This window comes from Cupriavidus sp. 22TCCZM04-2, assembly GCF_057798895.1.
In genome coordinates, this window is record NZ_JBYOJS010000019.1 from 40,177 (window position 1) to 63,450 (window position 23,274).

Sequence of the window (23,274 nt, forward strand, 5' to 3'; positions counted from 1 at the left end):
GAACCGGGCCCTTCGATGTTCTGCGCGCGCGATCGCGGTGCGCGTCAGTCGGCCTGGATATTGAACTCCTTGACGATCTTCGTATAGCGCGCCGTGTCGGCAGTCAGCAACTGCTGCAGCACCGCAGGCTCGCCGCCCTTCGGGGTGACGGCGATGGTGGCCATGCGCGCCACGACGTCGGGCATCTTCAGGATCTCGTTGATGTGCCCGTTGAGCGTGCGCACGAGTTCCGGCGACATGCCCTTCGGCCCCAGCAGCGCCTGCCAGGCGCCGATCTCCACGTCCTTGTAGCCCTGCTCGGCCAGCGTCGGGACATTGGGGGCGAACGGCGAACGCTTCGGGTCGGCCACCCCGATCGGGACCAGGCTGCCGTTGCCGACATACTGAGCCACCGCGCCGTAGGTGACGAAAGTCACCGGCACCTGCCCGCCGAGCACGTCGACGATGGCCGGCGCCAGGCCGCGGTACGGCACCTGGTTGATCTTCACGCCGGCGGACTTGTTGAACAGCTCGCCCATGATGTGCATCGGCGAGCCATTGCCCGGCGTGGCATAGGTTTCCACCTTGCCTGCCCTGGCCCGCGCGACCAGGTCGCTGACCTTGGTGATGCCGGTGCCCTTGTTCACCACCACGAACAGCGACTGCGTGCCGATCTGCGAGATCGGCGTGAAATCGCGCTGCACGTCGTAGCTGGCGCCCGTGCCCGGTTTGAGCACCAGCGGCGCGATGGCAACCGTGTTCGGTGCCAGCAGCAGCGTGTAGCCGTCCGGGTTGGCGCGCGACACGTAGGCGCTGCCGATGGTGCCGGCCGCACCGGTGCGGTTCTCGACCACGATCGATTGCTTCAGGCGCGGCGCCAGCTTCTCGGCGAACAGGCGGGCCAGCACGTCGACGTCGCCGCCGGCCGGGTAGGCGACCACGATCGTGATCGGCTTGTTGGGATAGGCGCCCTGGGCCAGGGCGGTGCCCCCGGCGAACAGGGCGGCGGTGCCGGCAGCGATGGCGGTGGCAATGACTTTGCGGCGTGCAGACTTCATGGGGAACCTCTGAAAACTGGGATCCGGCGCATCGGGCATGCGCTCGGACGATGGCAAGTGAATGCTTCAGGTCAGCCGTGGGGGGGGGGGGGGGGGGGGGGGCCCCCCCCCCCCCCCCCCGGGGTGGGCCAGCGCGGGGGGTCTTACGTGGGCGGTTGGCATTGCTTGGGTTCTGTGCCGCGTGGGGGGGGGCGGGCGATGGGGCCAGCGCGCCGCACGGACTGTGTCGTGCCAACGCGGTGCTTAGAAGATGTGCTTGATGCCCAGCATGGTGCCGAACTGGTTGGCGCCCGGCTTCGGGTTGGAGCCCGGCGAGCCGCCGCTGACGGACGCGGCCAGCTGGCCGCCGTTGTCGATAAAGCCGGCGGTCGCATACACCGAGGTGCGCTTGCTGAACGAATACGTGCCGCGCACCGCGTACAGCCAGGCCTTGTTGTCGCTGCCGTGGTAGTTCAGGTAGTAGACCTGGCCGGCCAGGTTGACCGCGGGCGTGATGTCATAGGACGCGCCCGCGTAGTACAGGTCGCTGATGCGGGTTGCGCTGCCTTCGTTGTCGCGGCGCAGCCAGCCGGCGCCGAGCTTGGTGCGCGACAGGATCATGTAGCCGCCCACCGACAGGCGGTCGTCGGTCAGGTTGCTGTTGGTCAGGCCGGCGAACGCGCCGGGGCCGCCGCGCTGCGAGTCATACGCGGTATGCACGCCCCACCAGTTGGTCGCGTACTGGACCATGGCGGACCACTCGCGGCAGGCCTTCTTGTCGGCCGGGTTCTCGCCGGCGCAGTTGGTACCGCCCGGGCTCGGGCCGGCATTGACTGCGTCACGGCCAAAGCTGTACGTCGCGCCAACCGTCAAGCCGCCAAAGGTGCCCTTGTACGAGACGGAGTTATCGGCGCGCGTGTTGGGCAGGTAGCTGTCCAGCGAACCCGAGCCGTAGACGTTGGGGCCGAGGATATCGCTGTCGAGCGTGGCCCAGAACAGCATGGTGTACTGGCGGCCGAACGAAAGCTGGCCATACTGGTTCGACAGTCCGACCAGCGCCTGGCGGCCGAACAGGCGGCCGCCCTGGTTGGCGCTGCCCGTGTCGGGCGCGAAGCCCGATTCCAGCACGAAGAGGCTCTTCAGGCCGCCGCCGAGATCCTCGGTGCCACGCAGGCCCCAGCGCGAGGGGACGGTCGCGGTGTTGTTGGGCACGCGCGTCAGGCCATAGCCATTGGCGCCGACATTGTTCACGTATTCGACGCCGGTATCGACCACGCCGTACAGGGTGACCGACTGGGCCGAGGCCAGCAGGGGGGAGGCTGCAAGCAGGCCTGCTGCAGCGATTCGTGCAAGTTTCATCTACCGTTTCCTTCCTTGTTCCGTCTTCTAATCGTTCTGGCTCGTCTGTCCTGGGGCGGATGCTGCAAATCTCTAAAAAATGAATTTCTAGGCGCTTAAACGTTTCGTATATAAAACATCAAACAACATAAGAAACGTTGAACGAAATATAGCCGGGCTTTTTCGTGATAGTGAGGAGGGTTATCCCTACTGAGGCCTGTGTGCGACGCAACCGCCAGGCCGAAGGCGGCACACGAGCGTGGTCGAGCGTGAGGTGAATGACGGCGGGGATGCCGACCGGCTGCGTTTACAGCAGTACTGCGTTCGGACCAGCAAGGCACGCCAGTAAAGCCTTTTCGGACCGCGTCTTGCCATAGCCACCGGCGAAAGCGCAGTCGCAACGCAAGCACCGGAGCGGCCCGGTCACATCGGATCGGATCAAAGACCTGTCGTTAACCCTGATCCTCATGCGGCAACCCAGCTTCTATAGTCATAAGGTTTCATTCGCAAACGTTGGTTTTATATATGGAACAAAATGACCGTGAGAATTCATGCTCCCGGGTCCAGGGCATGCTGGACGCACTAGACAGCGGGTTTGCGGAGCGCGTTGCGCCGGTCGGGGATGGCGCTCAGGTCGCCTATCGGAGCGGCGGCAGCACCGGACCGGTGATCGTGCTGCTGCATGGCATCAGTTCGGGGGCGGCCTCATGGCTGCCCTGCGCCAGCCTGCTGGCCGCGCACGCGCGTGTGCTCGCGTGGGATGCCCCGGGCTATGGCGGTTCGTCGCCGCTGGCGCAGTCGGCGCCGAAGGCCTCGGACTATGCGGCGCGCCTGCGGGAATGGCTGCGGGCGCTGAACGTGCGCCCGGACCTGATCGTTGGTCATTCGCTGGGAGCACTGATGGCGGCGGCCTATGTGGCCGGCGCGGATGACGCCGGCCTGCCCGGGCAATTGATGCTGCTGAGCGTGGCGCAGGGCTACGGCGCACCGGGCAAGGAAGACAAGGCGCGCGAAGTCGCGCGGCAGCGCCTGGAGGCGCTCGCGTCGCTGGGCGTGGAAGGTCTCGCCGAGCGCGGACCCGCGCGGCTGCTGAGCGGAACCGCAGACGACGGCGCGCAGGCGTGGGTGCGATGGAACATGCGGCGTCTGCGTCCGGATGGCTACCGGCAGGCGGTGGCCATGCTGTGCGGGGACGATATCGATGCCTACCTGGCACGGCGTCCGACATCCGTGCCTGTGCAGATTGGCTGCGGCAGCCGGGACATCGTCACCACGCCGGTGGCCTGCGGCATGCTGGCGGAGCGCTTCGGCCTGCCATTCGCGCCGGTGCCCGATGCCGGGCACGCCTGCTACATCGACCAGGCCTGCGCCACAGCCCGCCTTATCCGCGGCGCGCTGCCAGCGGCTGTCCGCTAGTCCACCCTGGCCGGGGCCACGCCCCGGCAGCACTTTCCGCATTTCGCGGGTTAACCCCAGTCTATTTTTGAACGATCGTTGTCTATAGTCGTATCTGTGTTCAATATCTAAACCAGTGTTTCATTAGTAAAACAAAACGCGGCGTGACCTGAACCAGGCGGCAGTGTGATGAAACCGGTCCCCATGCAGGCAGAAATGGAGCAAAGCGCAATGGATAGTCTCTCGTACAACCCCAACCTGGTCCCCTGGGAGCGTCCGGCTCCGAACAACGTCGCGGGCAAAGGCCACATCGAGCAGCCGGGCAAGGTGGCCAACATCGTCTGGCAGACCCGCGCCGACGCGCCTTCCGCCTACGAGAACGCACTGGGCGACGCGCTGGAAGCCGCGTTCGAAGGCGGCGCGCAATCGCCCGCCGACATCGTGCGCGCCTTCAATGCCACCAACTTCCTGTGCCTGGACGGACAGGCCTGGACCGAAGCGCGCTTCCTGGCCGAAATGCGCCGGCTGGGCGCCTGACCGCCGCCAGCCCGACTGACAAGCCCAGAGCCCGAGAGACAAAGATGGAATCGAACAAGCAAGCCCGCGCCGAAGCCCGCCTGAACAGCGGCCTGCGCAACTACTGGTACCCGGTCACCGCCTCGTGGGCCGTGACGCATGCCCCGATCGGCATCACGCGCCTGAGCCAGAACATCGTGCTGTGGCGCGACAACGCCGGCCAGGTCCACGCGCTGGAAGATCGCTGCCCGCACCGTGGCGCCCGCCTGTCGATGGGCTGGAACCTGGGCGACCGCGTCGCCTGCTGGTACCACGGCGTGGAAGTCGGCGGCGACGGCCAGGTCAAGAGCGTGCCGGCCGTGGACAGCTGCCCGCTGGAAGGCCGCACCTGCGTGCGCAGCTACCCGGTGCAGGAACAGGCCGGCGCGATTTTCCTGTGGTTCGGCGACCAGGCCCCGCAAGAGGGCGAGGGCAGCCCCGACGTGCTGCGCCTGCCCGAAGAGCTGGTCAGCGACGAACACAGCAACTTCCTGTGCGTGGCGCACTGGGACTGCAACTACCGCTACGCCATCGACAACGTCATGGACCCGATGCACGGCGCCTACCTGCACGCCGTGTCGCACTCGATGGCCTGCGGCGAGAAGTCGGCCACGATGCAGATCCGCGAAACCGACCACGGCCTGATCTTCGAGAAGGTCGGCCAGCGCGGCGTGAACTTCGACTGGGTCGAATTCGGCGAGACCGGCACGCTGTGGCTGCGCCTGGCGATTCCGTACCGCGACAAGGTCGGCCCTGGCGGCCCGTTCGGCATCGTCGGCATGGCCACGCCGGTCGACGAGGACCACTGCATGGTGTTCTTCTGGCGTACCCGCCACGTGCAGGGCTGGCAGCGCGATGTCTGGCGCTTCCTGTACCGCAACCGCCTGGAGCAGCTGCACTGGGACGTGCTGGAGCAGGACCGCGTGGTGCTCGAATCGATGGCGCCGCAGGCGCGCGACCACGAAATGCTGTACCAGCACGATGCCGGCATCACGCGTGTGCGCCGGCTGCTGAAGCGCCGCGCCGACCAGGAGATCGCCGACGAGCCGGTCGCCATGCTGAAACCCGCGGGGGTGGCCAGCCATGGCTGATACGCAGAACAGCAAGCTGCTGGCCGGGCGCAAGGTGCTGGTCACCGGCGCGGCGCGCGGACTGGGACTGGCCTTCGCCAAGTCGCTGGCCGAAGCCGGTGCCGCCGTGGCCATGGCCGACATCCTGGCCGAACGCCTGCAGCAGGAAGCCGAAGCGCTGCGCGCACGTGGCCTCAAGGTCGTGGCGGTGCCGGTGGACCTGTCCGACCCGGCATCGATCCAGGCTTGTGCCGACGCCGCCGTCAAGGGCCTGGGCGGCCTGGACGGCCTGGTCAACAACGCCGCCGTGACCGATTCAGGTGGCCGTGATGCCAGCGCCATCGACATCGCCACCTGGGACCACGTGATGAACGTCAACGTGCGCGGCACCTGGCTGATGACCACAGCCTGCCTGCCCGCGCTGAAGGCCAGCGGCCGCGGCGCGGTCATCAACCTGGCCTCCGACACGCCGCTGTGGGGCGCCCCCAACCTGCTGGCCTATGTGGCGAGCAAGAGCGCCATCATCGGCATGACCCGCTCGCTGGCGCGCGAGCTGGGCCGCGACCAGATCACCGTCAACGCGGTGGCGCCGGGCCTGACGCTGGTGGAAGCCACCGAATACGTGCCCCAGCACCGGCACGACCTGTATCGCGAGCAGCGCGCCATCCAGCGCGAGCAACTGCCCGACGATGTCTGCGGCGCGGTGCTGTTCGCGCTGTCCGATCTTGCCCGCTTCGTGACCGGCCAGACGCTGGCGGTCAACGGCGGCTTTGTCATGCACTGATCCACCGATCCACCGATCAACTGAAACCGAAGGAATCCAGATGAGCGACCTGTCTCAACCAGCAAACATCAAGCGTTCGTGGGAACAACCGGAAGACGCTTCGTTCGACCAGTGGATGGAAAGCCGCGTGGCGCGCTTCTCCACGCGCAAGTACGACTGGGACGCGCTGAAGTTCCAGGCCGACTATGACCCGAAGTACCGCCGCGCGCAGATGCGCTACCTGGGCACCGGCGGCACCGGCGTGGCCGCCGACACCAACACCGTGCCGTCGGAGCACTTCACGTTCTCGACCATGATCATCCCGGCCGGCCATGAAGGCCCGATGCACATCCACACCGACGTGGAAGAGGTGTTCTTCGTCATGCGCGGCAAGATCAAGCTGGTCCTGGAAAAGGACGGCGAGCGCTTCGAGACCATCCTGACCGACCGCGACCTGGTCTCGGTGCCGCCCGGCGTGTACCGCGAGGAAATCAACATCGGCGATGAAGACGCGCTGATGTGCGTGATGCTGGGCGCCCAGAAGCCCATCACGCCGACGTACCCGCCCGAGCACCCGCTGTCGAAGATCAAGCGCTGATGCGCGCGCCCGCCCGCACGCCGCGCCATCAACAGGTACCCAGGCCATGACCGCCCTGCAATCCGCCGCCGCCACGCAAAACGCCGCCGAGTTCCCGGACAAGTACATCGTCCCGGGCCTCGAGCGCGGTCTGCGCCTGCTTGGCGAGTTCAACAGCAAGGACCGCGCGATCTCGGCGGCCGAGCTGGCGCGGCGCCTGCAGGTGCCGCGCTCGACGGTGTTCCGCCTGCTGACCACGCTGGAGATGCTCGGCTTTGTCGAGCGTGCCGACGGCGGCCGGGACTTCCGCCTGGGCATGGCCGTACTGCGGCTGGGCTTCGAATACCTGGCGTCGCTGGAGCTGACCGAACTGGGCCGCCCGCTGCTGGAGCGCCTGCGCGACGAGATCGGCTATCCGTCCAACCTGGTGGTGCGCGACGGCCGCTCGATCGTGTACGTGGCCAAGGCGGTCTCGCCGCGCCCGTTCGCGAGCACGGTGAATGTCGGCACGCGGCTGCCCGCGCATGCCACGGTGCTGGGCCGTGTGCTGCTCGAAGACCTGTCGCTCGACGAGCTGCGCGCGCTCTACCCGGAGCCGCGGCTCGAAGCGTTCTCCGAGCGCACGCCGGCCAGCGTGGAAGCGCTGTACGAACTGGTGCAGCACGACCGCGAGCGCGGCTATGTGCTGCACGAGGGCTTCTTCGAATCGAGCATCTCCACCATCGCCGCGCCGGTGCGCGACCGCACCCGCAAGGTGGTGGCGGCGTTGGGCGCGACCATCCCGGCCGCGCACATCGATCCGGCGCAGCTGGACTCGATGGTGGAAAAAGTCAGGGCAACCGCGGGCGAGCTGTCGCGCCTGCTGGACTACCGGCCGTCGCCGAAAGGCACGGGCGGCAAGGTCGTGAATCTGTATCGGGAGTGAGGACAATGTCCATGATTGAACTCGACGGCAAGGTTGCCGTCGTCACAGGCGGGTCCTCCGGCATCGGGCTGGCGACCGTCGAACTGCTGCTTGAAGCGGGGGCCGCTGTCGCCATCTGCGGCCGCGACGAAAGCCGCCTGCGCAGTGCCGAAGCGAAGCTGCGCGAGACGTTTCCCGGCTGCCGGCTCTACGCCGCCACCTGCGACGTGCTCAAGCCCGAACAGGTCGCAGCCTTTGCCGCCAGGGTGCAAAGCACGCTCGGCAACGTCGACATGCTGGTCAACAACGCCGGCCAGGGCCGCGTCTCGACCTTCGCGAACACGGAAGATGCCGCGTGGATGGAAGAACTGCAGCTCAAGTTCTTCTCCGTGATCCACCCGACGCGCGCATTCCTGCCGCAGCTCGAACAATCGGGGCAGGGCGCCGTGGTCTGCGTCAACTCGCTGCTCGCGCAGCAGCCCGAGCCGCACATGGTCGCCACGTCGGCCGCGCGTGCCGGCGTGCTGAACCTGGTGCGCTCGATGGCCACCGAATTCGCGCCCAAGGGCGTGCGCGTCAACGGCATCCTGATCGGGCTGGTTGAATCCGGCCAGTGGCGCCGCCGCTTCGATGCGCGCCCCGAAGAAGACAAGCACCTGGACTGGGCCGCGTGGACCGCGCGCCTGGCCCAGCAGAAACATATTCCCCTCGGCCGCCTGGGCCTGCCTGTCGAGGCAGCCCGCGCCATCCTGTTCCTTGCCTCGCCGTTGTCTTCGTACACCACGGGCAGCCATATCGATATCTCCGGAGGACACTCCCGTCATGCCTAATCAACACCAGTACGAACAACAGCAAGTCACCGTGGGCTGCGCCATCACGGCGTTCCTCGAACAGTGCGGCGTCAAGGCAGCCTTTGGCGTGATCTCGATCCACAACATGCCGATCCTCGACGCCATGGGCGAGCGCGGCAACATCCGCTTCGTGCCGGCACGCGGCGAAGCGGGCGGCACCAATATGGCCGACGCCTGCGCCCGTACCACGGGTGGCCTGGGCGTGTGCCTGACCAGCACCGGCACCGCCGCCGGCAACGCCGCGGGCGCCATGGTTGAAGCCCTGACCGCCGGCACGCCGATGCTGCACATCACCGGCCAGATCGAAACGCCGTACCTGGACCAGAGCCTTGCCTACATCCACGAGGCCCCGGACCAGCTGACCATGCTGAAGGCCGTGTCGAAGGCCGCCTTCCGCGTGCGCAGCGCCGACACCGCGATCAGCACCATCAAGCTGGCCGTGCAGACCGCGCTGACGGCGCCGACCGGCCCGGTCAGCGTGGAGATTCCCATCGACATCCAGGCGGCGCTGATCGACATGCCGGCCGACCTCAAGCCGCTGCCGGTGCCGCAGCACCAGCCGTCGGCGCACGCGCTCGACGCACTGGCCGAGCGCCTGGCCAAGGCCAAGCGCCCGATGCTGTGGCTCGGTGGTGGCGCGCGCCACGCCAGCAAGCAGGTCAAGCGCCTGCTCGACCTGGGCTTCGGCGTGGTCACCAGCACGCAAGGCCGCGGCATCGTCGCGGAAGACGATCCGAGTTCGCTCGGCGCGTACAACCTGCACAAGCCGGTGGAGCAGTTCTATCAAAGCTGCGACGCGATGCTGGTGGTCGGCTCGCGCCTGCGCGGCAATGAAACGCTGAAGTACGAACTGAAGCTGCCGCGTCCGCTGCTGCGCATCGATGCCGATCCGGCCTCCGAAGGCCGCTGCTACCAGAGCGACTACTTTGTCAGCGGCGACGCCGCGCTGGCGCTGGACGCCCTGGCCGATCGCCTGGAGGGCCGCATGCAGATCGATCCGGCCTTCGCCGGTGACCTGCGCCGCGCCCACGACACCGCGGTGAACGCGCTGATCGACGGTCTGGGCCCGTACTCGGTCCTGGTGCAGGCGCTGCAGCAGGCCGTGGGCCGCAACTTCAACTGGGTGCGCGACGTGACCGTGTCGAACAGCACCTGGGGCAACCGTCACCTGCAGATTTTCGACTCGCGTGCCGGCGTGCATGCACTGGGCGGCGGCATCGGCCAGGGCCTGGCGATGGGGATTGGCGCAGCCGTCGGTGCGGCGGCCACGGCTTCGGGCAAGAAGACCTTCACGCTGGCTGGCGATGGCGGCTTCATCCTGAACCTGGGCGAGCTGGCCACGGCCGTGCAAGAGCGCGCCGACATGGTTATCGTGCTGATGAACGACAAGGGCTATGGCGTGATCAAGAATATCCAGGACGCGCAGTACGGCGGCCGCCGCCACTATGTCGACCTGCATACGCCCGACTATGCGCAGCTGTGCCAGTCGCTGTCGCTGCGTCACCGCCGCGTCAGCAGCCTGGATGAAGTGGGTGCGGCGCTGCAGGAAGCGACGGCCGAGACAGGTCCGTTCATGCTGGAGATCGACATGCTGTCGATCGGCAGCTTCAAGACCGTGTTCGCCGGCCCGCCGGTGAACAAGCAGGCGCCGATGGCTGCGCCCGCCACGACCGCCTGAAGGGAGATGTCCATGCTGCATGTGTCCATGGTGGGATGCGGCGCGATCGGCCGCGGCGTGCTGGAACTGCTGAAGGCGGATCCGGAGGTTGCGTTCGACGTGGTGATCGTGCCGGAAGGCCAGATGGCCGACGCCCGCGACGCGCTGGCGGCGCTGGCGCCCAACGTCCGCGTGGTGACGCGGCTGGCCGACGGTGAGCAGCGCCCCGACCTGCTGGTCGAATGCGCGGGCCACCAGGCTCTGGAAGAGCACATCATCCCGGCGCTGGAGCGTGGCATCCCGTGCATGGTGGTGTCGGTCGGCGCGCTGTCGGAGCCGGGGCTGGTCGAGCGGCTGGAAGCTGCGGCCCGTCGTGGCAATACGCAGGTGCAGCTGCTGTCCGGCGCGATCGGCGCGATCGACGCGCTGGCGGCGGCCCGCGTGGGCGGCCTCGACGAGGTTATCTATACCGGCCGCAAGCCTGCGCGCGCGTGGACCGGCACGCCGGCCGCCGAGTTGTTCGATCTTGATGCGCTGACAGAGACCACGGTGATCTTCGAAGGCACCGCGCGTGACGCGGCCCGGCTGTATCCGAAGAACGCCAACGTGGCGGCCACGGTATCGCTGGCCGGCCTCGGACTGGATCGCACGTCGGTGCGTCTCCTGGCTGATCCGAATGCGGTAGAGAACGTGCATCACGTGGAAGCGCGCGGCGCCTTCGGCGGCTTCGAACTGACCATGCGCGGCAAGCCGCTCGCGGCCAATCCCAAGACTTCGGCGCTGACGGTGTTCAGCGTGGTGCGCGCGCTGGGCAACCGGGCGCACGCGGTATCGATCTGACCAGCACCAGCCGGCCCCCACAGACCAAGCAGGCAACGACAATGAAGACGCAAGAAGTACTCCCCATCTGTATCGCAGGCGAATGGCGCCTGGGGACCGGCGACCGCTACGCGACCCGCTATCCGGCCACCGGTGAAGTGGTGGCCGAACTCAACGCCGCCAGCCTGGCGGATGTCGAAGAAGCGGTGCAGGGCGCTCAGCGCGCATTCGAGACCAGCGGCTGGGCACGCCGCAAGCCGCATGAGCGTGCCGCCGTGCTGTACCGCGTGGCCGAACTGATCCGTGCGCAGGCCGAGCCGCTGGCGCAGCGCCAGCGCCTGGACAACGGCAAGCCCATCAGCGAAACCCGCGCCCTGGTCGCCAGCGCCGCCAGCACCTTCCAGTTTTTCGCCGCCGCCTGCGAAACGCTGGAAGAGACCATCACGCCGCAGCGCGGTGACTGCCTGACCATGAGCGTGTACGAGCCCATGGGCGTGGTGGCCGCCATCACCCCGTGGAATTCGCCGATCGCCAGCGAAGCGCAGAAGATGGCGCCCGCGCTGGCCGCCGGCAACGCCGTGGTGGTCAAGCCCGCCGAAGTGACGCCGCTGATGGCGCTGGAACTCGCGCGCATCTGCGAGGAAGCCGGCGTGCCCAAGGGCCTGGTCAGCGTGCTGCCGGGCAAGGGCTCCGTCATCGGCGACGCCATCACCAAGCATCCGCTGGTGCGCCGCGTGTCGTTCACGGGCGGCACCACCACCGGCAAGCACATCGCGCATATCGCGGCCGACAAGATGATGCCGGTGTCGCTCGAACTGGGCGGCAAGTCGCCGACCATGGTGTTCGACGACGCCGACCTGGACCACGCGGTGAATGGCGTGCTCTACGGCATTTTCAGTTCGTCGGGCGAATCGTGCATCGCGGGATCGCGCCTGTTCGTGGCGCGCTCGCAATACGAGCCCTTTATCGAGCGCCTGGCTGCCGGCGCCGCGCATCTGCGCGTGGGCGACCCGGCCGATGAACGCACCCAGATGGGTCCGCTGATCACCGACCGCCACCGTGATTCGATCGAATCCTATGTCGCCATGGGCGTGCAGGACGGCGGCCAACTCCGCACCGGCGGTCTGCGCCCGGACGTGGCCGGCTTGCCCAACGGCTACTTCTATACGCCGACCATCATCGAAGGCCTGGACAACCAGGCGCGCATCGCCCAGGAAGAGATTTTCGGGCCGGTGCTGGTGGCCATTCCGTTCGATGACGAGGACGACCTGATCGAGCAGGCCAACGACAGCGTCTATGCGCTCGCGGCCGGCATCTGGACGCGCGACTACAAGCGCGCCTGGCGCGTGGCACGTGCCGTGCAAGCCGGCAATGTGTGGATTAACACCTACAAGCAGTTTTCCATCTCCGCGCCGTTCGGCGGCTGGCGCGACAGCGGCCTCGGGCGCGAGAAGGGCAGGCTGGGCATCCTGCAGTACATGGAGCAGAAGAGTGTGTACTGGGGCCTGAACGAACAACCGCTGCCGTGGGCCAACTGAGCCCGGCACGCAGGAGAGAACCATGATCAAGGTATTGGGAATCGACGAGATCGTCTACGGCGCGGATGACTTCGACGCCTGCCGCGGCTTTTTCGGCGACTGGGGCCTGACCATCAAGCGCGACGACGCGCAGGGCCTCAATTTCGAAACGCTCAACGGCTGCCGCGTGCTGGTGCGCCGTATCGACGACGCCACGCTGCCGCCCGCCATCGAGGCCGGCCCGACGCTGCGCGAAGTGGTGTGGGGCGTGGACAACGAAGCGTCGCTGGCGGGCATCCGTGACCGCATCGGCAACGAGCCGACGTTCGTGTCGCTGGATAACGGCGCACGCATCGGCTGTACCGATCCTAACGGCCTCGCCGTGCGCTTCCAGGTCACGCGCAAGCATGAGGTGCAGGTCGAATGCGCGCTGATGAACACGTGGAACGACAAGCCGCGCCTGAACCAGCGCAGCCCGATTTATGAACGCGCCATCCCCATCGAAGTGGGACACGTCGTGTTCTTCGTGAAGGATGTGAAGGCTACCGAGCGCTTCTACGTCGAGAAGTTCGGCTTCGTGCCGTCCGACCGCTACCCGGACCGCGGCGCGTTCCTGCGCTGCGCGGCCGAAGGCGGCCACCATGACCTGTTCCTGCTGCAGTTGCCCGAACCGAAGGCTGGCATCAACCATGTTGCCTTCACCGTGCGCGACCTGCACGAAGTCTTTGGCGGCGGCATGCACATGTCGCGCAAGGGCTGGGACACGCAGCTCGGCCCGGGCCGCCATCCGATCTCGTCGGCCTATTTCTGGTACTTCAAGAATCCGGCCGGCGGCCTGATCGAGTACTACGCCGATGAAGACCAGCTCGACGAACACTGGGAACCGCGCGCGTTCGAGCCGGGCCCGGCCATGTTCGCCGAATGGGCGATCGAAGGCGGCATCGACGGCAACACGCGCCGCCAGAAGAACGCCGGCGGCCCGGCAGGCAAGTTCCTGACCGAGAAGCGCTGAACGCGAACGTTAGAGCATACGAAGGAAGAGACATGAGTGCCCACAAGACCCTGACGATGCGAGTTCAGGCCATGCGCTACGAAGCGCGCGGCATTGTCAGCCTCGAGCTGCAAGATCCCGACGGGGCCGCGTTGCCCGAATACGGTCCGGGCGCCCATATCGACCTGCACCTCGGCAATGGACTGGTGCGCAGCTACTCGCTGTGCGGCGCGCCGGAAGTGCGTGACCGCTACACCGTAGGCGTGCTGCTCGATCGCAACAGCCGTGGCGGTTCGCGCTTTGTGCACGAGCAGCTGCGCGTGGGCGCGACGCTGACGATCGGCGCGCCGCGCAACAACTTCGAACTCGATGAAAGCGCCGCGCATACGGTGCTGGTGGCCGGCGGCATCGGCGTCACGCCGATCGTCTGCATGGCGCGCCGGCTGGCCGAGCTGGGCCGACCGTTCACGCTGGTGTACTGCGCGCGCACGCGTGCCGAGGCGGCCTTCGTCGAATCGCTGTCGGCCTATGGCGACGCCGTGCGTTTCCACTTCGACGATGAAGCGGGCGCACCGCCGGACCTGAAGGCGATGCTGGCCGGGCAGGATGCGCAGACGCATCTCTACTGCTGCGGCCCTGGCCCGATGCTCAATGCGTTCGAAGCCGCGTGCGAGGCGCATGGCTATCCGAACGTCCATATCGAGCGCTTTGCCGCCGATCCGTCGACCGAGGCGGTGCAGGAAGGCGAGTACGTGGTCCAGCTGTCGCGCACGGGTTCGCTGGTCAAGGTGCCGTCGGGCAAGTCCCTGCTGGATGCCTTGCTCGATGCCGGCCTCGATGTCGAGCACAGCTGCCGCGAAGGCGTGTGCGGATCTTGCGAGACCGCCGTGCTGGAAGGCTGTCCCGACCACCGCGACAGCGTGCTCAGCAACAGCGAGCGCGCGTCCAACAAGACCATGATGGTCTGCGTGTCCGGCTGCAAGGGCAGCCGGCTGGTGCTGGACCTGTAGGTCCGCATCCGACGGCGGGGCCTGCGGGTCTCGCTGGCGCTTCACCGTGCGCCTGCGAGCGCAAACGAAGCCCTTCGTGTCGTGGCGCGAGGGCTGACGGCCCCCGAAAGCATTAGAAGAGAAGCACCGTGTTGATACAGAGACAAGACACCGCGTCCCCCGGCGCGCAGATGGCGGCCAGCGCCAGTATCGTGACCGCGGCCGAAGGCGCCGCCGGCATCGCCGACAGCCGCAGCGCCAGCGCAGTGGGCGACACAGGCGGAATCACACGGGGCAACATCATCGCCCGTATCGAGCGCATGCCGGGCAATGCCATGCATATCCGCGCGCGTTTGCTGATCGGCCTGGCGACGTTCTTCGACGGCTTCGATGTCATCGCCATCGCCGCCACGCTGCCGCTGCTGATCGCCAAGTGGTCGCTCACGCCGGGCCAGATCGGCTTCCTGATCGCGGCGCCGTCGGTGGGCCAGCTGGTCGGCGCGCTGGTGTTCCCGGCGCTGGCGGAACGCTTCGGCCGGTTGCGCTCGATCGGCTGGAGCGCGGGCATCATCGGCCTGATGAGCATTGCGTGCGGCTTCGCGCCGTCGTTCGAGATCTTCGCGTTGCTGCGCATCGTGCAGGGGCTCGGCCTTGGCGGCGAACTGCCCGTGGCCGCCACCTACATCAACGAAGTCACGCGCGCGCATGGCCGCGGCCGTTTCGTGCTGCTCTACGAGGTGGTGTTCCCGATCGGGCTGATGGTTTCCAACGGCGTGGGCGCCTGGCTGGTGCCGCACTACGGCTGGGAGGTGATGTACTTCCTCGGCGGCGTGCCGCTGGTGCTGTTCTTCATCCTGCGCCGCGTGATTCCCGAATCGCCGCGCTGGCTGGCGGAGAAGGGCCGCATGGCCGACGCCGACAGCGCGCTGCGCGCGTTCGAAGCGCGTGCCCGTACGCCGCTGCCGCCGCCCGGTGATACCAGTGCCTTTGACAATATGGCGCACCATCCGCGCCGCCGTGTTCGCGACCTGGTCAGCAAGGCCTATATCGGCCGCACGCTGGCGGTGTGGATGCTGTGGGCGACCTGCGGGTTCATCCAGTATGGGTTGTCGACCTGGCTGCCCACCATCTACAAGACCGTGTACCACGCGCCGCTGCAACTCGCGTTGAACCTTGCTGCGGGTGCCTCGGTGCTGGGTGTGATCGGCTCGCTGGTGTGCGCGATGATTGTCGACAAGGTTGGCCGCAAGCCCGTGATCAACGTGTCGTTCCTGCTGTGCGCGTTGTCGCTGGTGCTGGCCGGCGTGTTCCATGCTTCGTCGGTCTATGTCGTGGCCACCCTCTGTGCGTTCTCGATGGGCTTTCTCGCTTGCGGTTTCATCACGGCGTACGTCTATACGCCGGAGCTGTACCCGACCAGCGTGCGCGCCATGGGGTGCGGGCTTGGCGGTGCGTGGCTGAAGCTGGCAGCCATCTTCGCGCCCTCGCTCATCGCCGGCACCATCGGCAGCGGCGATCTCAGCAGTGCCTTCCTTGCGCTGGCCGCGGTGCCGTTCGTGGCGGCGATTACCGTTCACTTCCTTGGCATCGAGACCAAGGGGCAGGTGCTGGAAGAACTGGAGGTTTGAGTTGCAGGGCGATTAGCCGGCTGTGCTCGACCTGTACGTGCCGGGCGGTCCCGGCCGGGCAGGGCGGTATACTCCCGGCTTTCGCCACGACCACACGAAATACCCATGAGCGCCTTGCCCGCCTGCCCGAAATGCCATTCCGAGTTCACCTATGAGGACGGCAGTCTGTATATATGCCCGGAATGCGCGCATGAATGGTCGGCGCAGGCATCGACGGCAACCGAAGCGGAAGTCAGGATTTATCGCGATTCAGCGGGCAATGTCTTGCAGGATGGCGATACCGTCACGGTCATCAAGGATCTCAAGCTGAAGGGATCGGCCGGCGTGATCAAGATGGGCACCAAGGTAAAGGGCATCCGGCTGGTCGACGGCGACCACGATATCGATTGCAAGATCGATGGCTTTGGCGCAATGAGCCTGAAATCGGAGTTCGTCCGGAAGGTGTGACGAGATCGGCGGGTAACAGTGGGTTACCCAGCCGTCCCGGTTGCGCCAATGGCGCTCACGCCTCGTATCACAGGCCTTGGCGGTCTCTCAAGACAGCTTCTCCCGTCCGGGGATTCGTCAGGGTGACATTCTCAAGCGCCTTGATTCGCCACGCCCCGGCCTGCTGCGTCAGCACGGCAAGGACCAGCGTGTCGACGGCGTGCGGGCCCGCCGGATGCGCGGCACCCGCCGCGAGTCGGCTCCAGAAGTGGACGACTGCCGCGTCATCGTAGAGGGCGACCACGTCGATCAGCTCGTTCCGGAGCGTGGAATCGCTGTAGATGGTCGCGTGAATCGGCGCATGCATCCCGACAATTGCTGCGACGCCGCGCACGTAGTGCCCGAACCGGTTCACGAACGTTGCGTCATCATGGAACAGGGCGCCAAGGGCGTCCATGTCATGGCTGTTCCAGGCGGCCTGGAATGCGAGGGGTGCGATTTCGGGTTGTCTCATCTGCAGATGCCTGGTTCATTTGGCTCGCTTTAGCACGACCTCGCCGGAGCCGCCTCCGGAGGCGGCAGGCGTGGTCCACCTGAGTTGATCTCCCGAAAGAACAAAGGGCCTGCGCTGTTCGACCCCATTCCAGTTCGGGAATGTGCTCGCATCGATGTGAAAGGTGATGGTCTTGTCGGCTTCGTTGATGACGTAGGTGCCAAAGTGGGCGATGGAACCTTGTCCCATGGCGCGATACTCGTCCGCACTGCCTTTCATTCGATCGTTGGAACCATACTTGGGCAAGTCGCTGCGTGAATTCACCAGCGCGTAGTGGCCATGACCGTCAAAGATCACAAGACCCTGGGGATTGGGCCCGTACATTGGCGTGCGGCTGCCGTCGGGGCGGACCGTGTCGACCGAGACATAGGTCCATGCGCCGGCCAGTTGCTGATCCAGTGACGGTTGGCCCAATGCAAGGGCCGAATTAAGCAGGAGGGCCAAGAAGCGCCAATCGTGGAATGGTGGCGAGGATGTGGGTGTATTCCATGGACCTCCTCCTGTCGCAAAGTGGGCTATAGCGGCAAATAGCGAACCGCTGATTACGCCCACCTTTTCCCCAGCGCTTCCAGTCCAGCCTTTTGCAGATCCTCCGGGCTCATCACAATGCGGAACTTGCAGTTGGCCTGGAAGTTGAGAAAGAAAGGCTCCGCAAAGGCAGGAACTTCGGATGGGTTTTCGACGTTGATCACGAAGACACCGCAGCGCATTCCCTCTTGCTCGGTAAAGAACACCGCTTCCGGCTTGATCGCTTCCAGGATACGCCCGATGATCTCGCCCACCTTCCCGCTTCTGACGAGGGAGTTGAAGGGCTCATGAGGGAATTCGACTGTGAGTAGCATCTTCATGATTCACCTTCCTCATTTATCGTTGGCTGCGCAGCGGCCGGACTTTTGCCTCAGGCACTCGAACTGGCTCAGCGGTCCATTGAGCACGGCGGGTGGGAAGATCGATGCCGTGAGTGGCGGGGGCGCCAATACTACAAGATAGCACCGGCCACTGGGAAAGCCAGTCGTCGGCCCATCCCGCTAGGTCCGCGTTGGGCCGTGGCCGACCCGACACCGCTGTTCGGGCATGGCTGCGGCGAGCGACCGCTACGGGTCTGATAGGGGACGTTCGTTTCCCGGAACTCTGCCAAGATACCGGGCACGGAATTCGCTGATGCCGCCATCGTACTGCTGGGGGTTTCCTGCTGGCCTGGCGGAAAGATGGTTCACGGTAGCTGGCCTGGTAAGGCCCCGCGCATTTAAACGACCGTCGGACATTGGAATAACATGCATCAGTCTTTTGAAAGTGCTTCACTGAATTTGCGGAACGATCCCGATCTTCTCGGCCAGCATCCGTTCGTACACGCCAAAGTGGAGATCCACTTCGGTCTGGCTGACCACCGTGACGTCCAGGCTGATCTGGTCCGCTTTCAACCCGAGCACGGTGGCGAGCGCCACTTCCAGATGTGGCGCCGCAGCCGAGTCTTTTGGAAACGTCGTGCCGATATTGATGGAATAGGAATTTGAACGGTCAGCGACGACCTCCAACAGTCGCGCTGCAGCGCTCATATTGTGCTCGATGGCAATGCGCGACAGCTCTGCGATGGTCCGCATCTTTTCAGTCGGAAAACCACGCACGCAGCGCAGCCGGACGCGATGGGGACCTAACGTTGTCCAATCGGTATCGAACTCCATGATGACCTCTGCTCACGTAATAGGCCGAGATATGGCGGGTCGACCAGGGCGCCCGGTGAGACGTCCTGGTCGATACCATGTCTGCTTACGTCACATTGATCGCAATGCGCCGCGGTCGCGCTTCCTCACGACGCGGGATGGTCAGCTTCAGCACCCCGTCTTGCAACTGAGCGCTGATCTGTGTGCCATCCAGATCCGGACTCAGTGAAAAGGAACGCGCGAAGTGAGGCTGGCTGATTTCCGCGTACTGCACGCGCAGTCCGGAAGGCATTGGCACGACCGCTTCCGCAGCAATATGGAGGTTGCTGTCGTGGACGCTTACCTCCAGCTTGTCACGACTCACTCCCGGCAGATCCGCCCACAAGGTCACGCCGTTTCTGTCTTCCACGATGTCTACTGCGGGCACGAGGGTCACTGTCCGCGCGGCTTTGTCCTCTTGACGTTGAGCCAACGCACTGTCGTTGCGTTCGGCGACTTGGGTGGTATCGTTCATGGCGGTCTCCTTCCCACTATTGCACGGTGATGGCACGCGGCTTCGACGCCTCACGTTTGCCCACGCTTACGGAAAGACAGCCATTGGCATATCGCGCCTGTACCTTGTCGGGGTCGGCGCCGTCGGGCAATTCGATCACCCTTCGGAACGCACCAACAAAGCGTTCCTGCGCGTACCGTCGCGAATCGGGCACGTTATCGGACCAAACAGAATGCCGCTCGCCGCTGATCGTCAGCAGCCCTCTGTCGATAGAGACCTCAAAGTCCTCCTGCTTGACGCCGGGTGCGAACGCGACGATCTCGATGGAGTCGTCCGTCGCCCCGATATTTATCGCAGGAAAGGCGCCGAAACGCCCGGCGCGGATGCTGGAGGGAAACCCCCCGAACAGCCCCGACATCTGCCTTTGCAAGCGATCGAGGTCACCGAAAAGGTCGGTTCCAAAGAATGCGTCAGTCATGGTCGTATCCTCCTATCGTTGCCAGCGAGGAGGAAGGGGCATTACGCGCTCCCATTCACCTGCCCCATTGCCGGCAAACAAACAGAAACACGCAGCGCGAAGTCGCGACTGCCTGAGCGGAAATAAAAATAGCAAGAGAAAAAGGCAATTTCAAGAGCTGCATAAGGCACCTTCATGCCCCTGGGCCGAGGAGCTCGAGACGACCCGCGAGCTCCTTGATTGGCGCTTGACGTCGCACTTGCGCAACTACCGCTACCAGCAAAGTTCGACCGTCGTCTCAGCCAATGCGCTGCCGGTAGAATTGGCCAATTGCCTCCGTGAAGCTTCCACGCCGCCATGTCATCCGCCCGAACTTCCGCCGCGCGTGCGTGGGCCCACGTCGCCGCGAGATCTGCGGGCCACCCGCTCGATCCGGGTTGGCGCGTAACGCTGAACTTCCACCCTGATCGGATGTTTCGCGGGCGGCCGCTGCTGGAGGTGATGGCCGAAGATGGCGTGTATCGATCCCAGTTCGAAACTGGCACGAGCAATGGTGGGCTGACCGCCTACCCCGGTGGCGATCGGTGGCAATGGGAAAGCCGGATCTTCGGGCAAGCCTATGACACAGCGCCACCTTCCGAGCGGCCATGCTATGGCGCGCTGAATCTGGGTCATGCAGCCGGCGCAGCGCCACGCTTTGGTTCGGCGCATCTGCGGCTTGCTTCCGGCGTGCTGGCTCGCACGACGTTTTGCCACCCGGACAGTGTCTACGAGCCGAATCACTTCGGCGTGGTCGACCGTTTCGCCCTTGTCGAACGTCTGGCTGCCGTGGCGGAGCAGGGCGATCCGCTTGACCATTACATCGAGGCTCATGTTCATGGCGGGGTGCAAATCGCGCGCGACGTGGAGGCCATCGTACTCGACCCATCATTCCGGCATACGGGCGTCGAGGCGCTTGCCCATGCATTGCCCTGCCGTGTCGAATGGCACGCCGGCTTTCGCGCAGGAGCAGATTTGCTGCGCCGACAGCACGAGTACCGCGGCCAAGCCGTCGCCGAACTTGCTGCGACCCTGGCAGACACACACCTGTTGACGCCGGCGCGGATTGGCGAGGCCGTGCGCGTCGGCCAGCACGATCCGCAGATGCTCAAACAGGTGTGGCACTGCCTGGCCCGTTTTGGCAACTGCAATCACCGCTGAGCCACGTTCGCCGTTGTTCGCACGGCCGCGCGACCGGTGAACAGTGCGGTACCGCGACGCGAATCGAGGCCTCCGCAATAGAAGCCGATTGCCTCGGCGCAGTCCTCACCTCTCCGTCCGACTGAGCGTTCCTCCTAGACCGGTCCGCGTGGGTCAGAGGGCGACCCAAAACAGTAGTTCGCACTACGTTCTTCGAATGGCCGAAGTTCGGTGCGTGAGCGGCCTGTCGCTCTGCGGGTCGCTTTGTAGAGTCTGAGGCGGCTTGGTCGAATTGAAACGGTGCGGGAGGGTCGGAAGCGCTGTTCGTCTCCCCAGTCCTTCGCACTTCAGACGTCTCGTTCATTGGACAACCCTCCTGGGACATCCACTGCCACGCGAGGCGGCTGCAACACTGTAGGGCAGACGAATCTTAGGAACTGGTAAACTCGGCGGCTTCTGGATGGCTATAACCCAAATATGCCTGCCGCTGTCTCCCCCACAGATCACCGTCCCCGCGTCGCCGCCGAACGCCGCGCGCGCATGCGCAGAAGGCTTCTGGAAAGCGCGATGATCGTATTCGCGCAGAAGGGTCTCGGGGCCAGCGTCATTCCGGAAGTGGTCGCCGCGGCGGAGGTCTCGAAAGGCTCCTTCTACAATTATTTCCGCACCAACGAGGAATTGCTGGTGGGGGTCAGCGAGGCATTGAGCAACGAGATGCTTGTGCTGATCGAAAGCGCCGTGGGTGGTATCGAAGACCCGGCGCTGCGCGTTGCCAGCGGCGTCCGATCGTACCTGCATCTGGTGCGGTCCTATCCTGTCGTTGCCCGCTTTCTTTGCAGCGCCGGCCTCAGCCTGGCAGGCAAGGGCAGTGCCATGTTCGACTACCTGCCACCAGACCTCAAGGAAGGCCAGAAGCGGGGTTCTTTCAGCCCCATGCCGATCGACGCGGCGGTCGATCTGGTCGCGGGTACCTGCCTCATTGCCGTGCATCGGATGACCAACAGTCGCACGGCGAAGCGGTATCCGGAAACCATTGTCGAAGCCATGCTGCGTGGACTCGGCATCGGCGCGGCCATGGCGCACGCCTTGACGGAAGCACCCATCCCGAAGCTGACGGCCCCGCCCGAATCGATGCTGGCCAAGACGCAGGCACGAGCCGAGTCAGCACACGGTGACTCCGCGTAACCCGCGGATACGGTTGGGGTCGTCCAGCGCCCAGTTCATCCTGCCACGATACCGAGGGTAGCGGCCAGGGCGCCGACAAGCTGAGCCTCGTCGGCATCGGGCAGCGTCCTGGCGATCTCGTCGGCGCTATGCGCGTCAATCCCCAGCGCTCGCAGCGCCATGGCGGCAGCTTGCTCCGAATAATCTTCCCGGCTGTCCGTTTCCTGCATCCGCTGGATCGTGCCCAGCACAGCCCCCACGACGATGTTGAGCGCGATGGCCATCGGCATGCGCGTGAAGCGCCCTTGCCGGAAGCCTTCCTCGATGTCGGTGCGCACGAACTCCAGCATATTCGGTCCGTGTTCGCCCGGCCATCCCACATGCGCGAGAAAGTCGGCGACCGCTGAGTAGTGCAAGGCAAGCCGCGACGCGAGCCGAATGCCGCGCGCGACCAGCCGAGCCGGATCGTCAATGCCGCGCACCAGCGGATCGACGGTACGTACGATCTGGTTGGCGATCTCGGTCGCCAGTTCCCGGATCAGGGCATCTGGCGACGGGAAGTACTTGTAGAACGTTCCCCGGGACACGCCCGCCTCACGAATCACGTCGTCGACCGACATGGCGGCGTGGCCCTTGCTCGCGACCAGCTTCAGCGCACTGTTCAGAAGCCGCCAACGCATGCGCTCGCGACGCTCCGCGCCGACACGCTGGCGGTGGTTTGCCATTTGCGGCAGCGGACTTGCCATACCAGACCGATCATTCGGGTGATTTTCCCATTGCTCCGCCTCGGCCTTCAGCGAGATAGCCGGTTTTGTCATGATGTAATTATCGTCATTATGAAAAAATGTTAAGTGCCATGTCGCCCGTCCTGCTACGCGACGGGTGACGCATGACTGACATGGGCCGCCGGCCGTGTCGGCAGGGTAATTGCCGCGTGTCGGCAAATTACGTCGGCCATCCCGGCACTTCCGCTGTGCCCACCGCACATTGCTCCTCATTCCGCCTTCCGCCCGCGCCGGCGTGTTTCTGACCTTTACATAATACACTAAGCGTCATCATGACAAATCGTAAATGATGATATATAGTTCGATCCGTCGATACCGAGGCCCCCGTCCCGGAGCGAGTGAACTATCGCGTCATGCGAGCTGGACTGCATGCGACTCGACGCACTTTTGGCGGATTGGCGCCCGGCGGCCAGGACCGCACAACGGCCGCCCTGCAGCGGATCTGAAAGGAAGGCAGAAATTGACCCGAAATCGTAAAACCCTAGC

Annotated in this window: 25 protein-coding genes; 16 read left to right on the forward strand and 9 right to left on the reverse strand. The window is 65.3% G+C overall.

Going from position 1 to position 23,274, the window contains the following annotated elements; translation table 11 throughout:
* Positions 1–44: 44 nt before the first annotated feature.
* Together AC3FKG_RS23690 and AC3FKG_RS23695 are read right to left on the reverse strand one after the other, a co-directional pair.
* Positions 45–1,037, reverse strand: coding sequence for a Bug family tripartite tricarboxylate transporter substrate binding protein (locus AC3FKG_RS23690; RefSeq protein ID WP_488744300.1), 993 nt, complete (start codon positions 1,035–1,037; stop codon positions 45–47).
* Positions 1,038–1,280: 243 nt separating this feature from the next.
* Positions 1,281–2,375 (reverse strand): porin, encoded by a 1,095-nt coding sequence (locus AC3FKG_RS23695; RefSeq protein WP_483712194.1) that lies wholly within the window; start codon positions 2,373–2,375, stop codon positions 1,281–1,283.
* Positions 2,376–2,879: 504 nt separating this feature from the next.
* On the opposite strand from AC3FKG_RS23695, the gene AC3FKG_RS23700 reads away from it, so the two are divergent.
* The 14 genes from AC3FKG_RS23700 (at position 2,880) to AC3FKG_RS23765 (ending at position 16,517) form a co-directional block, all read left to right on the forward strand.
* Positions 2,880–3,770, forward strand: coding sequence for an alpha/beta fold hydrolase (locus AC3FKG_RS23700; RefSeq protein ID WP_488744301.1), 891 nt, complete (start codon positions 2,880–2,882; stop codon positions 3,768–3,770).
* Positions 3,771–3,980: 210 nt separating this feature from the next.
* Positions 3,981–4,286, forward strand: a complete 306-nt coding sequence (locus tag AC3FKG_RS23705) for a recombinase-like helix-turn-helix domain-containing protein (RefSeq protein WP_483712192.1) — start codon at positions 3,981–3,983, stop codon at positions 4,284–4,286.
* A 44-nt stretch (positions 4,287–4,330) separates the two neighbouring features.
* The gene (locus AC3FKG_RS23710; protein ID WP_483712191.1) at positions 4,331–5,395 is read left to right on the forward strand and encodes an aromatic ring-hydroxylating dioxygenase subunit alpha; all 1,065 of its coding nucleotides are present in this window, start codon (positions 4,331–4,333) and stop codon (positions 5,393–5,395) included.
* The gene (locus AC3FKG_RS23715; RefSeq protein WP_483712190.1) at positions 5,388–6,158 is read left to right on the forward strand and encodes an SDR family oxidoreductase; all 771 of its coding nucleotides are present in this window, start codon (positions 5,388–5,390) and stop codon (positions 6,156–6,158) included. The genes AC3FKG_RS23710 and AC3FKG_RS23715 overlap by 8 nt, the downstream gene beginning before the upstream one ends.
* A gap of 40 nt (positions 6,159–6,198) precedes the next feature.
* Positions 6,199–6,735 (forward strand): cupin domain-containing protein, encoded by a 537-nt coding sequence (locus tag AC3FKG_RS23720; RefSeq protein WP_483712189.1) that lies wholly within the window; start codon positions 6,199–6,201, stop codon positions 6,733–6,735.
* Between the two features lie 46 nt (positions 6,736–6,781).
* The gene (locus tag AC3FKG_RS23725) at positions 6,782–7,639 is read left to right on the forward strand and encodes an IclR family transcriptional regulator (protein ID WP_483712187.1); all 858 of its coding nucleotides are present in this window, start codon (positions 6,782–6,784) and stop codon (positions 7,637–7,639) included.
* Positions 7,640–7,644: 5 nt separating this feature from the next.
* Positions 7,645–8,448, forward strand: coding sequence for an SDR family oxidoreductase (locus AC3FKG_RS23730; RefSeq protein ID WP_483712186.1), 804 nt, complete (start codon positions 7,645–7,647; stop codon positions 8,446–8,448).
* Entirely contained in the window at positions 8,441–10,147 is a 1,707-nt protein-coding gene (locus tag AC3FKG_RS23735) for a thiamine pyrophosphate-binding protein (protein WP_488744302.1), read from the forward strand. Before AC3FKG_RS23730 ends, AC3FKG_RS23735 begins: the two co-directional genes overlap by 8 nt.
* 12 nt (positions 10,148–10,159) lie before the next feature.
* Positions 10,160–10,966 (forward strand): aspartate dehydrogenase, encoded by an 807-nt coding sequence (locus AC3FKG_RS23740; RefSeq protein ID WP_488744303.1) that lies wholly within the window; start codon positions 10,160–10,162, stop codon positions 10,964–10,966.
* A 41-nt stretch (positions 10,967–11,007) separates the two neighbouring features.
* On the forward strand, positions 11,008–12,483 hold the full coding sequence (locus AC3FKG_RS23745; protein WP_483712182.1) for an aldehyde dehydrogenase: 1,476 nt from the start codon (positions 11,008–11,010) through the stop codon (positions 12,481–12,483).
* Between the two features lie 22 nt (positions 12,484–12,505).
* A complete protein-coding gene (locus tag AC3FKG_RS23750) occupies positions 12,506–13,474 on the forward strand; it encodes a VOC family protein (RefSeq protein WP_488744304.1) in 969 nt (322 codons plus the stop codon).
* Positions 13,475–13,506: 32 nt separating this feature from the next.
* Positions 13,507–14,463 carry a PDR/VanB family oxidoreductase gene (locus tag AC3FKG_RS23755; RefSeq protein ID WP_483712179.1) on the forward strand — a complete coding sequence of 319 codons (957 nt, stop codon included), beginning with the start codon at positions 13,507–13,509 and terminating at the stop codon, positions 14,461–14,463.
* 170 nt (positions 14,464–14,633) lie between these two features.
* Complete coding sequence (locus tag AC3FKG_RS23760) at positions 14,634–16,070, forward strand: MFS transporter (protein ID WP_488744344.1); 1,437 nt, start codon at positions 14,634–14,636, stop codon at positions 16,068–16,070.
* A gap of 105 nt (positions 16,071–16,175) precedes the next feature.
* Positions 16,176–16,517, forward strand: coding sequence for a zinc ribbon domain-containing protein YjdM (locus tag AC3FKG_RS23765; protein ID WP_488744305.1), 342 nt, complete (start codon positions 16,176–16,178; stop codon positions 16,515–16,517).
* Between the two features lie 67 nt (positions 16,518–16,584).
* Here the strand turns inward: AC3FKG_RS23765 and AC3FKG_RS23770 are convergent, their stop codons facing one another.
* From AC3FKG_RS23770 to AC3FKG_RS23795, 6 genes are all read right to left on the reverse strand, one after another.
* On the reverse strand, positions 16,585–17,010 hold the full coding sequence (locus AC3FKG_RS23770) for a YybH family protein (RefSeq protein WP_488744306.1): 426 nt from the start codon (positions 17,008–17,010) through the stop codon (positions 16,585–16,587).
* Positions 17,011–17,025: 15 nt separating this feature from the next.
* The gene (locus AC3FKG_RS23775; protein ID WP_488744307.1) at positions 17,026–17,493 is read right to left on the reverse strand and encodes a lipocalin-like domain-containing protein; all 468 of its coding nucleotides are present in this window, start codon (positions 17,491–17,493) and stop codon (positions 17,026–17,028) included.
* Between the two features lie 98 nt (positions 17,494–17,591).
* Entirely contained in the window at positions 17,592–17,897 is a 306-nt protein-coding gene (locus AC3FKG_RS23780; protein WP_483712174.1) for a panthothenate synthetase, read from the reverse strand.
* A gap of 450 nt (positions 17,898–18,347) precedes the next feature.
* On the reverse strand, positions 18,348–18,731 hold the full coding sequence (locus AC3FKG_RS23785) for a hypothetical protein (protein WP_483712173.1): 384 nt from the start codon (positions 18,729–18,731) through the stop codon (positions 18,348–18,350).
* Positions 18,732–18,816: 85 nt separating this feature from the next.
* On the reverse strand, positions 18,817–19,224 hold the full coding sequence (locus AC3FKG_RS23790; protein ID WP_483712172.1) for an Hsp20/alpha crystallin family protein: 408 nt from the start codon (positions 19,222–19,224) through the stop codon (positions 18,817–18,819).
* Positions 19,225–19,240: 16 nt separating this feature from the next.
* Positions 19,241–19,681: an Hsp20/alpha crystallin family protein gene (locus AC3FKG_RS23795; RefSeq protein WP_483712171.1), complete on the reverse strand. Its 441-nt coding sequence runs from the start codon at positions 19,679–19,681 to the stop codon at positions 19,241–19,243.
* Between the two features lie 336 nt (positions 19,682–20,017).
* Here AC3FKG_RS23795 and AC3FKG_RS23800 point away from each other — a divergent pair, with 336 nt between their 5' ends.
* Positions 20,018–20,860, forward strand: a complete 843-nt coding sequence (locus AC3FKG_RS23800; RefSeq protein ID WP_488744308.1) for a DUF3626 domain-containing protein — start codon at positions 20,018–20,020, stop codon at positions 20,858–20,860.
* 519 nt (positions 20,861–21,379) lie between these two features.
* Positions 21,380–22,024 carry a TetR/AcrR family transcriptional regulator gene (locus tag AC3FKG_RS23805; protein WP_488744345.1) on the forward strand — a complete coding sequence of 215 codons (645 nt, stop codon included), beginning with the start codon at positions 21,380–21,382 and terminating at the stop codon, positions 22,022–22,024.
* 35 nt (positions 22,025–22,059) lie between these two features.
* On the opposite strand, the gene AC3FKG_RS23810 is transcribed toward AC3FKG_RS23805, so the two are convergent.
* Positions 22,060–22,821, reverse strand: coding sequence for a TetR/AcrR family transcriptional regulator (locus tag AC3FKG_RS23810; RefSeq protein WP_488744309.1), 762 nt, complete (start codon positions 22,819–22,821; stop codon positions 22,060–22,062).
* Positions 22,822–23,274: the final 453 nt, after the last annotated feature.

Bases quoted from the DNA above. Each gene is read 5' to 3' on its own strand.
- AC3FKG_RS23690 (WP_488744300.1), bottom strand. From the start codon at position 1,037: ATGAAGTCTGCACGCCGCAAAGTCATTGCCACCGCCATCGCTGCCGGC.
- AC3FKG_RS23695 (WP_483712194.1), bottom strand. From the start codon at position 2,375: ATGAAACTTGCACGAATCGCTGCAGCAGGCCTGCTTGCAGCCTCCCCC.
- AC3FKG_RS23700 (WP_488744301.1), top strand. From the start codon at position 2,880: ATGGAACAAAATGACCGTGAGAATTCATGCTCCCGGGTCCAGGGCATG.
- AC3FKG_RS23705 (WP_483712192.1), top strand. From the start codon at position 3,981: ATGGATAGTCTCTCGTACAACCCCAACCTGGTCCCCTGGGAGCGTCCG.
- AC3FKG_RS23710 (WP_483712191.1), top strand. From the start codon at position 4,331: ATGGAATCGAACAAGCAAGCCCGCGCCGAAGCCCGCCTGAACAGCGGC.
- AC3FKG_RS23715 (WP_483712190.1), top strand. From the start codon at position 5,388: ATGGCTGATACGCAGAACAGCAAGCTGCTGGCCGGGCGCAAGGTGCTG.
- AC3FKG_RS23720 (WP_483712189.1), top strand. From the start codon at position 6,199: ATGAGCGACCTGTCTCAACCAGCAAACATCAAGCGTTCGTGGGAACAA.
- AC3FKG_RS23725 (WP_483712187.1), top strand. From the start codon at position 6,782: ATGACCGCCCTGCAATCCGCCGCCGCCACGCAAAACGCCGCCGAGTTC.
- AC3FKG_RS23730 (WP_483712186.1), top strand. From the start codon at position 7,645: ATGTCCATGATTGAACTCGACGGCAAGGTTGCCGTCGTCACAGGCGGG.
- AC3FKG_RS23735 (WP_488744302.1), top strand. From the start codon at position 8,441: ATGCCTAATCAACACCAGTACGAACAACAGCAAGTCACCGTGGGCTGC.
- AC3FKG_RS23740 (WP_488744303.1), top strand. From the start codon at position 10,160: ATGCTGCATGTGTCCATGGTGGGATGCGGCGCGATCGGCCGCGGCGTG.
- AC3FKG_RS23745 (WP_483712182.1), top strand. From the start codon at position 11,008: ATGAAGACGCAAGAAGTACTCCCCATCTGTATCGCAGGCGAATGGCGC.
- AC3FKG_RS23750 (WP_488744304.1), top strand. From the start codon at position 12,506: ATGATCAAGGTATTGGGAATCGACGAGATCGTCTACGGCGCGGATGAC.
- AC3FKG_RS23755 (WP_483712179.1), top strand. From the start codon at position 13,507: ATGAGTGCCCACAAGACCCTGACGATGCGAGTTCAGGCCATGCGCTAC.
- AC3FKG_RS23760 (WP_488744344.1), top strand. From the start codon at position 14,634: ATGGCGGCCAGCGCCAGTATCGTGACCGCGGCCGAAGGCGCCGCCGGC.
- AC3FKG_RS23765 (WP_488744305.1), top strand. From the start codon at position 16,176: ATGAGCGCCTTGCCCGCCTGCCCGAAATGCCATTCCGAGTTCACCTAT.
- AC3FKG_RS23770 (WP_488744306.1), bottom strand. From the start codon at position 17,010: ATGAGACAACCCGAAATCGCACCCCTCGCATTCCAGGCCGCCTGGAAC.
- AC3FKG_RS23780 (WP_483712174.1), bottom strand. From the start codon at position 17,897: ATGAAGATGCTACTCACAGTCGAATTCCCTCATGAGCCCTTCAACTCC.
- AC3FKG_RS23785 (WP_483712173.1), bottom strand. From the start codon at position 18,731: ATGGAGTTCGATACCGATTGGACAACGTTAGGTCCCCATCGCGTCCGG.
- AC3FKG_RS23790 (WP_483712172.1), bottom strand. From the start codon at position 19,224: ATGAACGATACCACCCAAGTCGCCGAACGCAACGACAGTGCGTTGGCT.
- AC3FKG_RS23795 (WP_483712171.1), bottom strand. From the start codon at position 19,681: ATGACTGACGCATTCTTTGGAACCGACCTTTTCGGTGACCTCGATCGC.
- AC3FKG_RS23800 (WP_488744308.1), top strand. From the start codon at position 20,018: ATGTCATCCGCCCGAACTTCCGCCGCGCGTGCGTGGGCCCACGTCGCC.
- AC3FKG_RS23805 (WP_488744345.1), top strand. From the start codon at position 21,380: ATGCGCAGAAGGCTTCTGGAAAGCGCGATGATCGTATTCGCGCAGAAG.
- AC3FKG_RS23810 (WP_488744309.1), bottom strand. From the start codon at position 22,821: ATGACAAAACCGGCTATCTCGCTGAAGGCCGAGGCGGAGCAATGGGAA.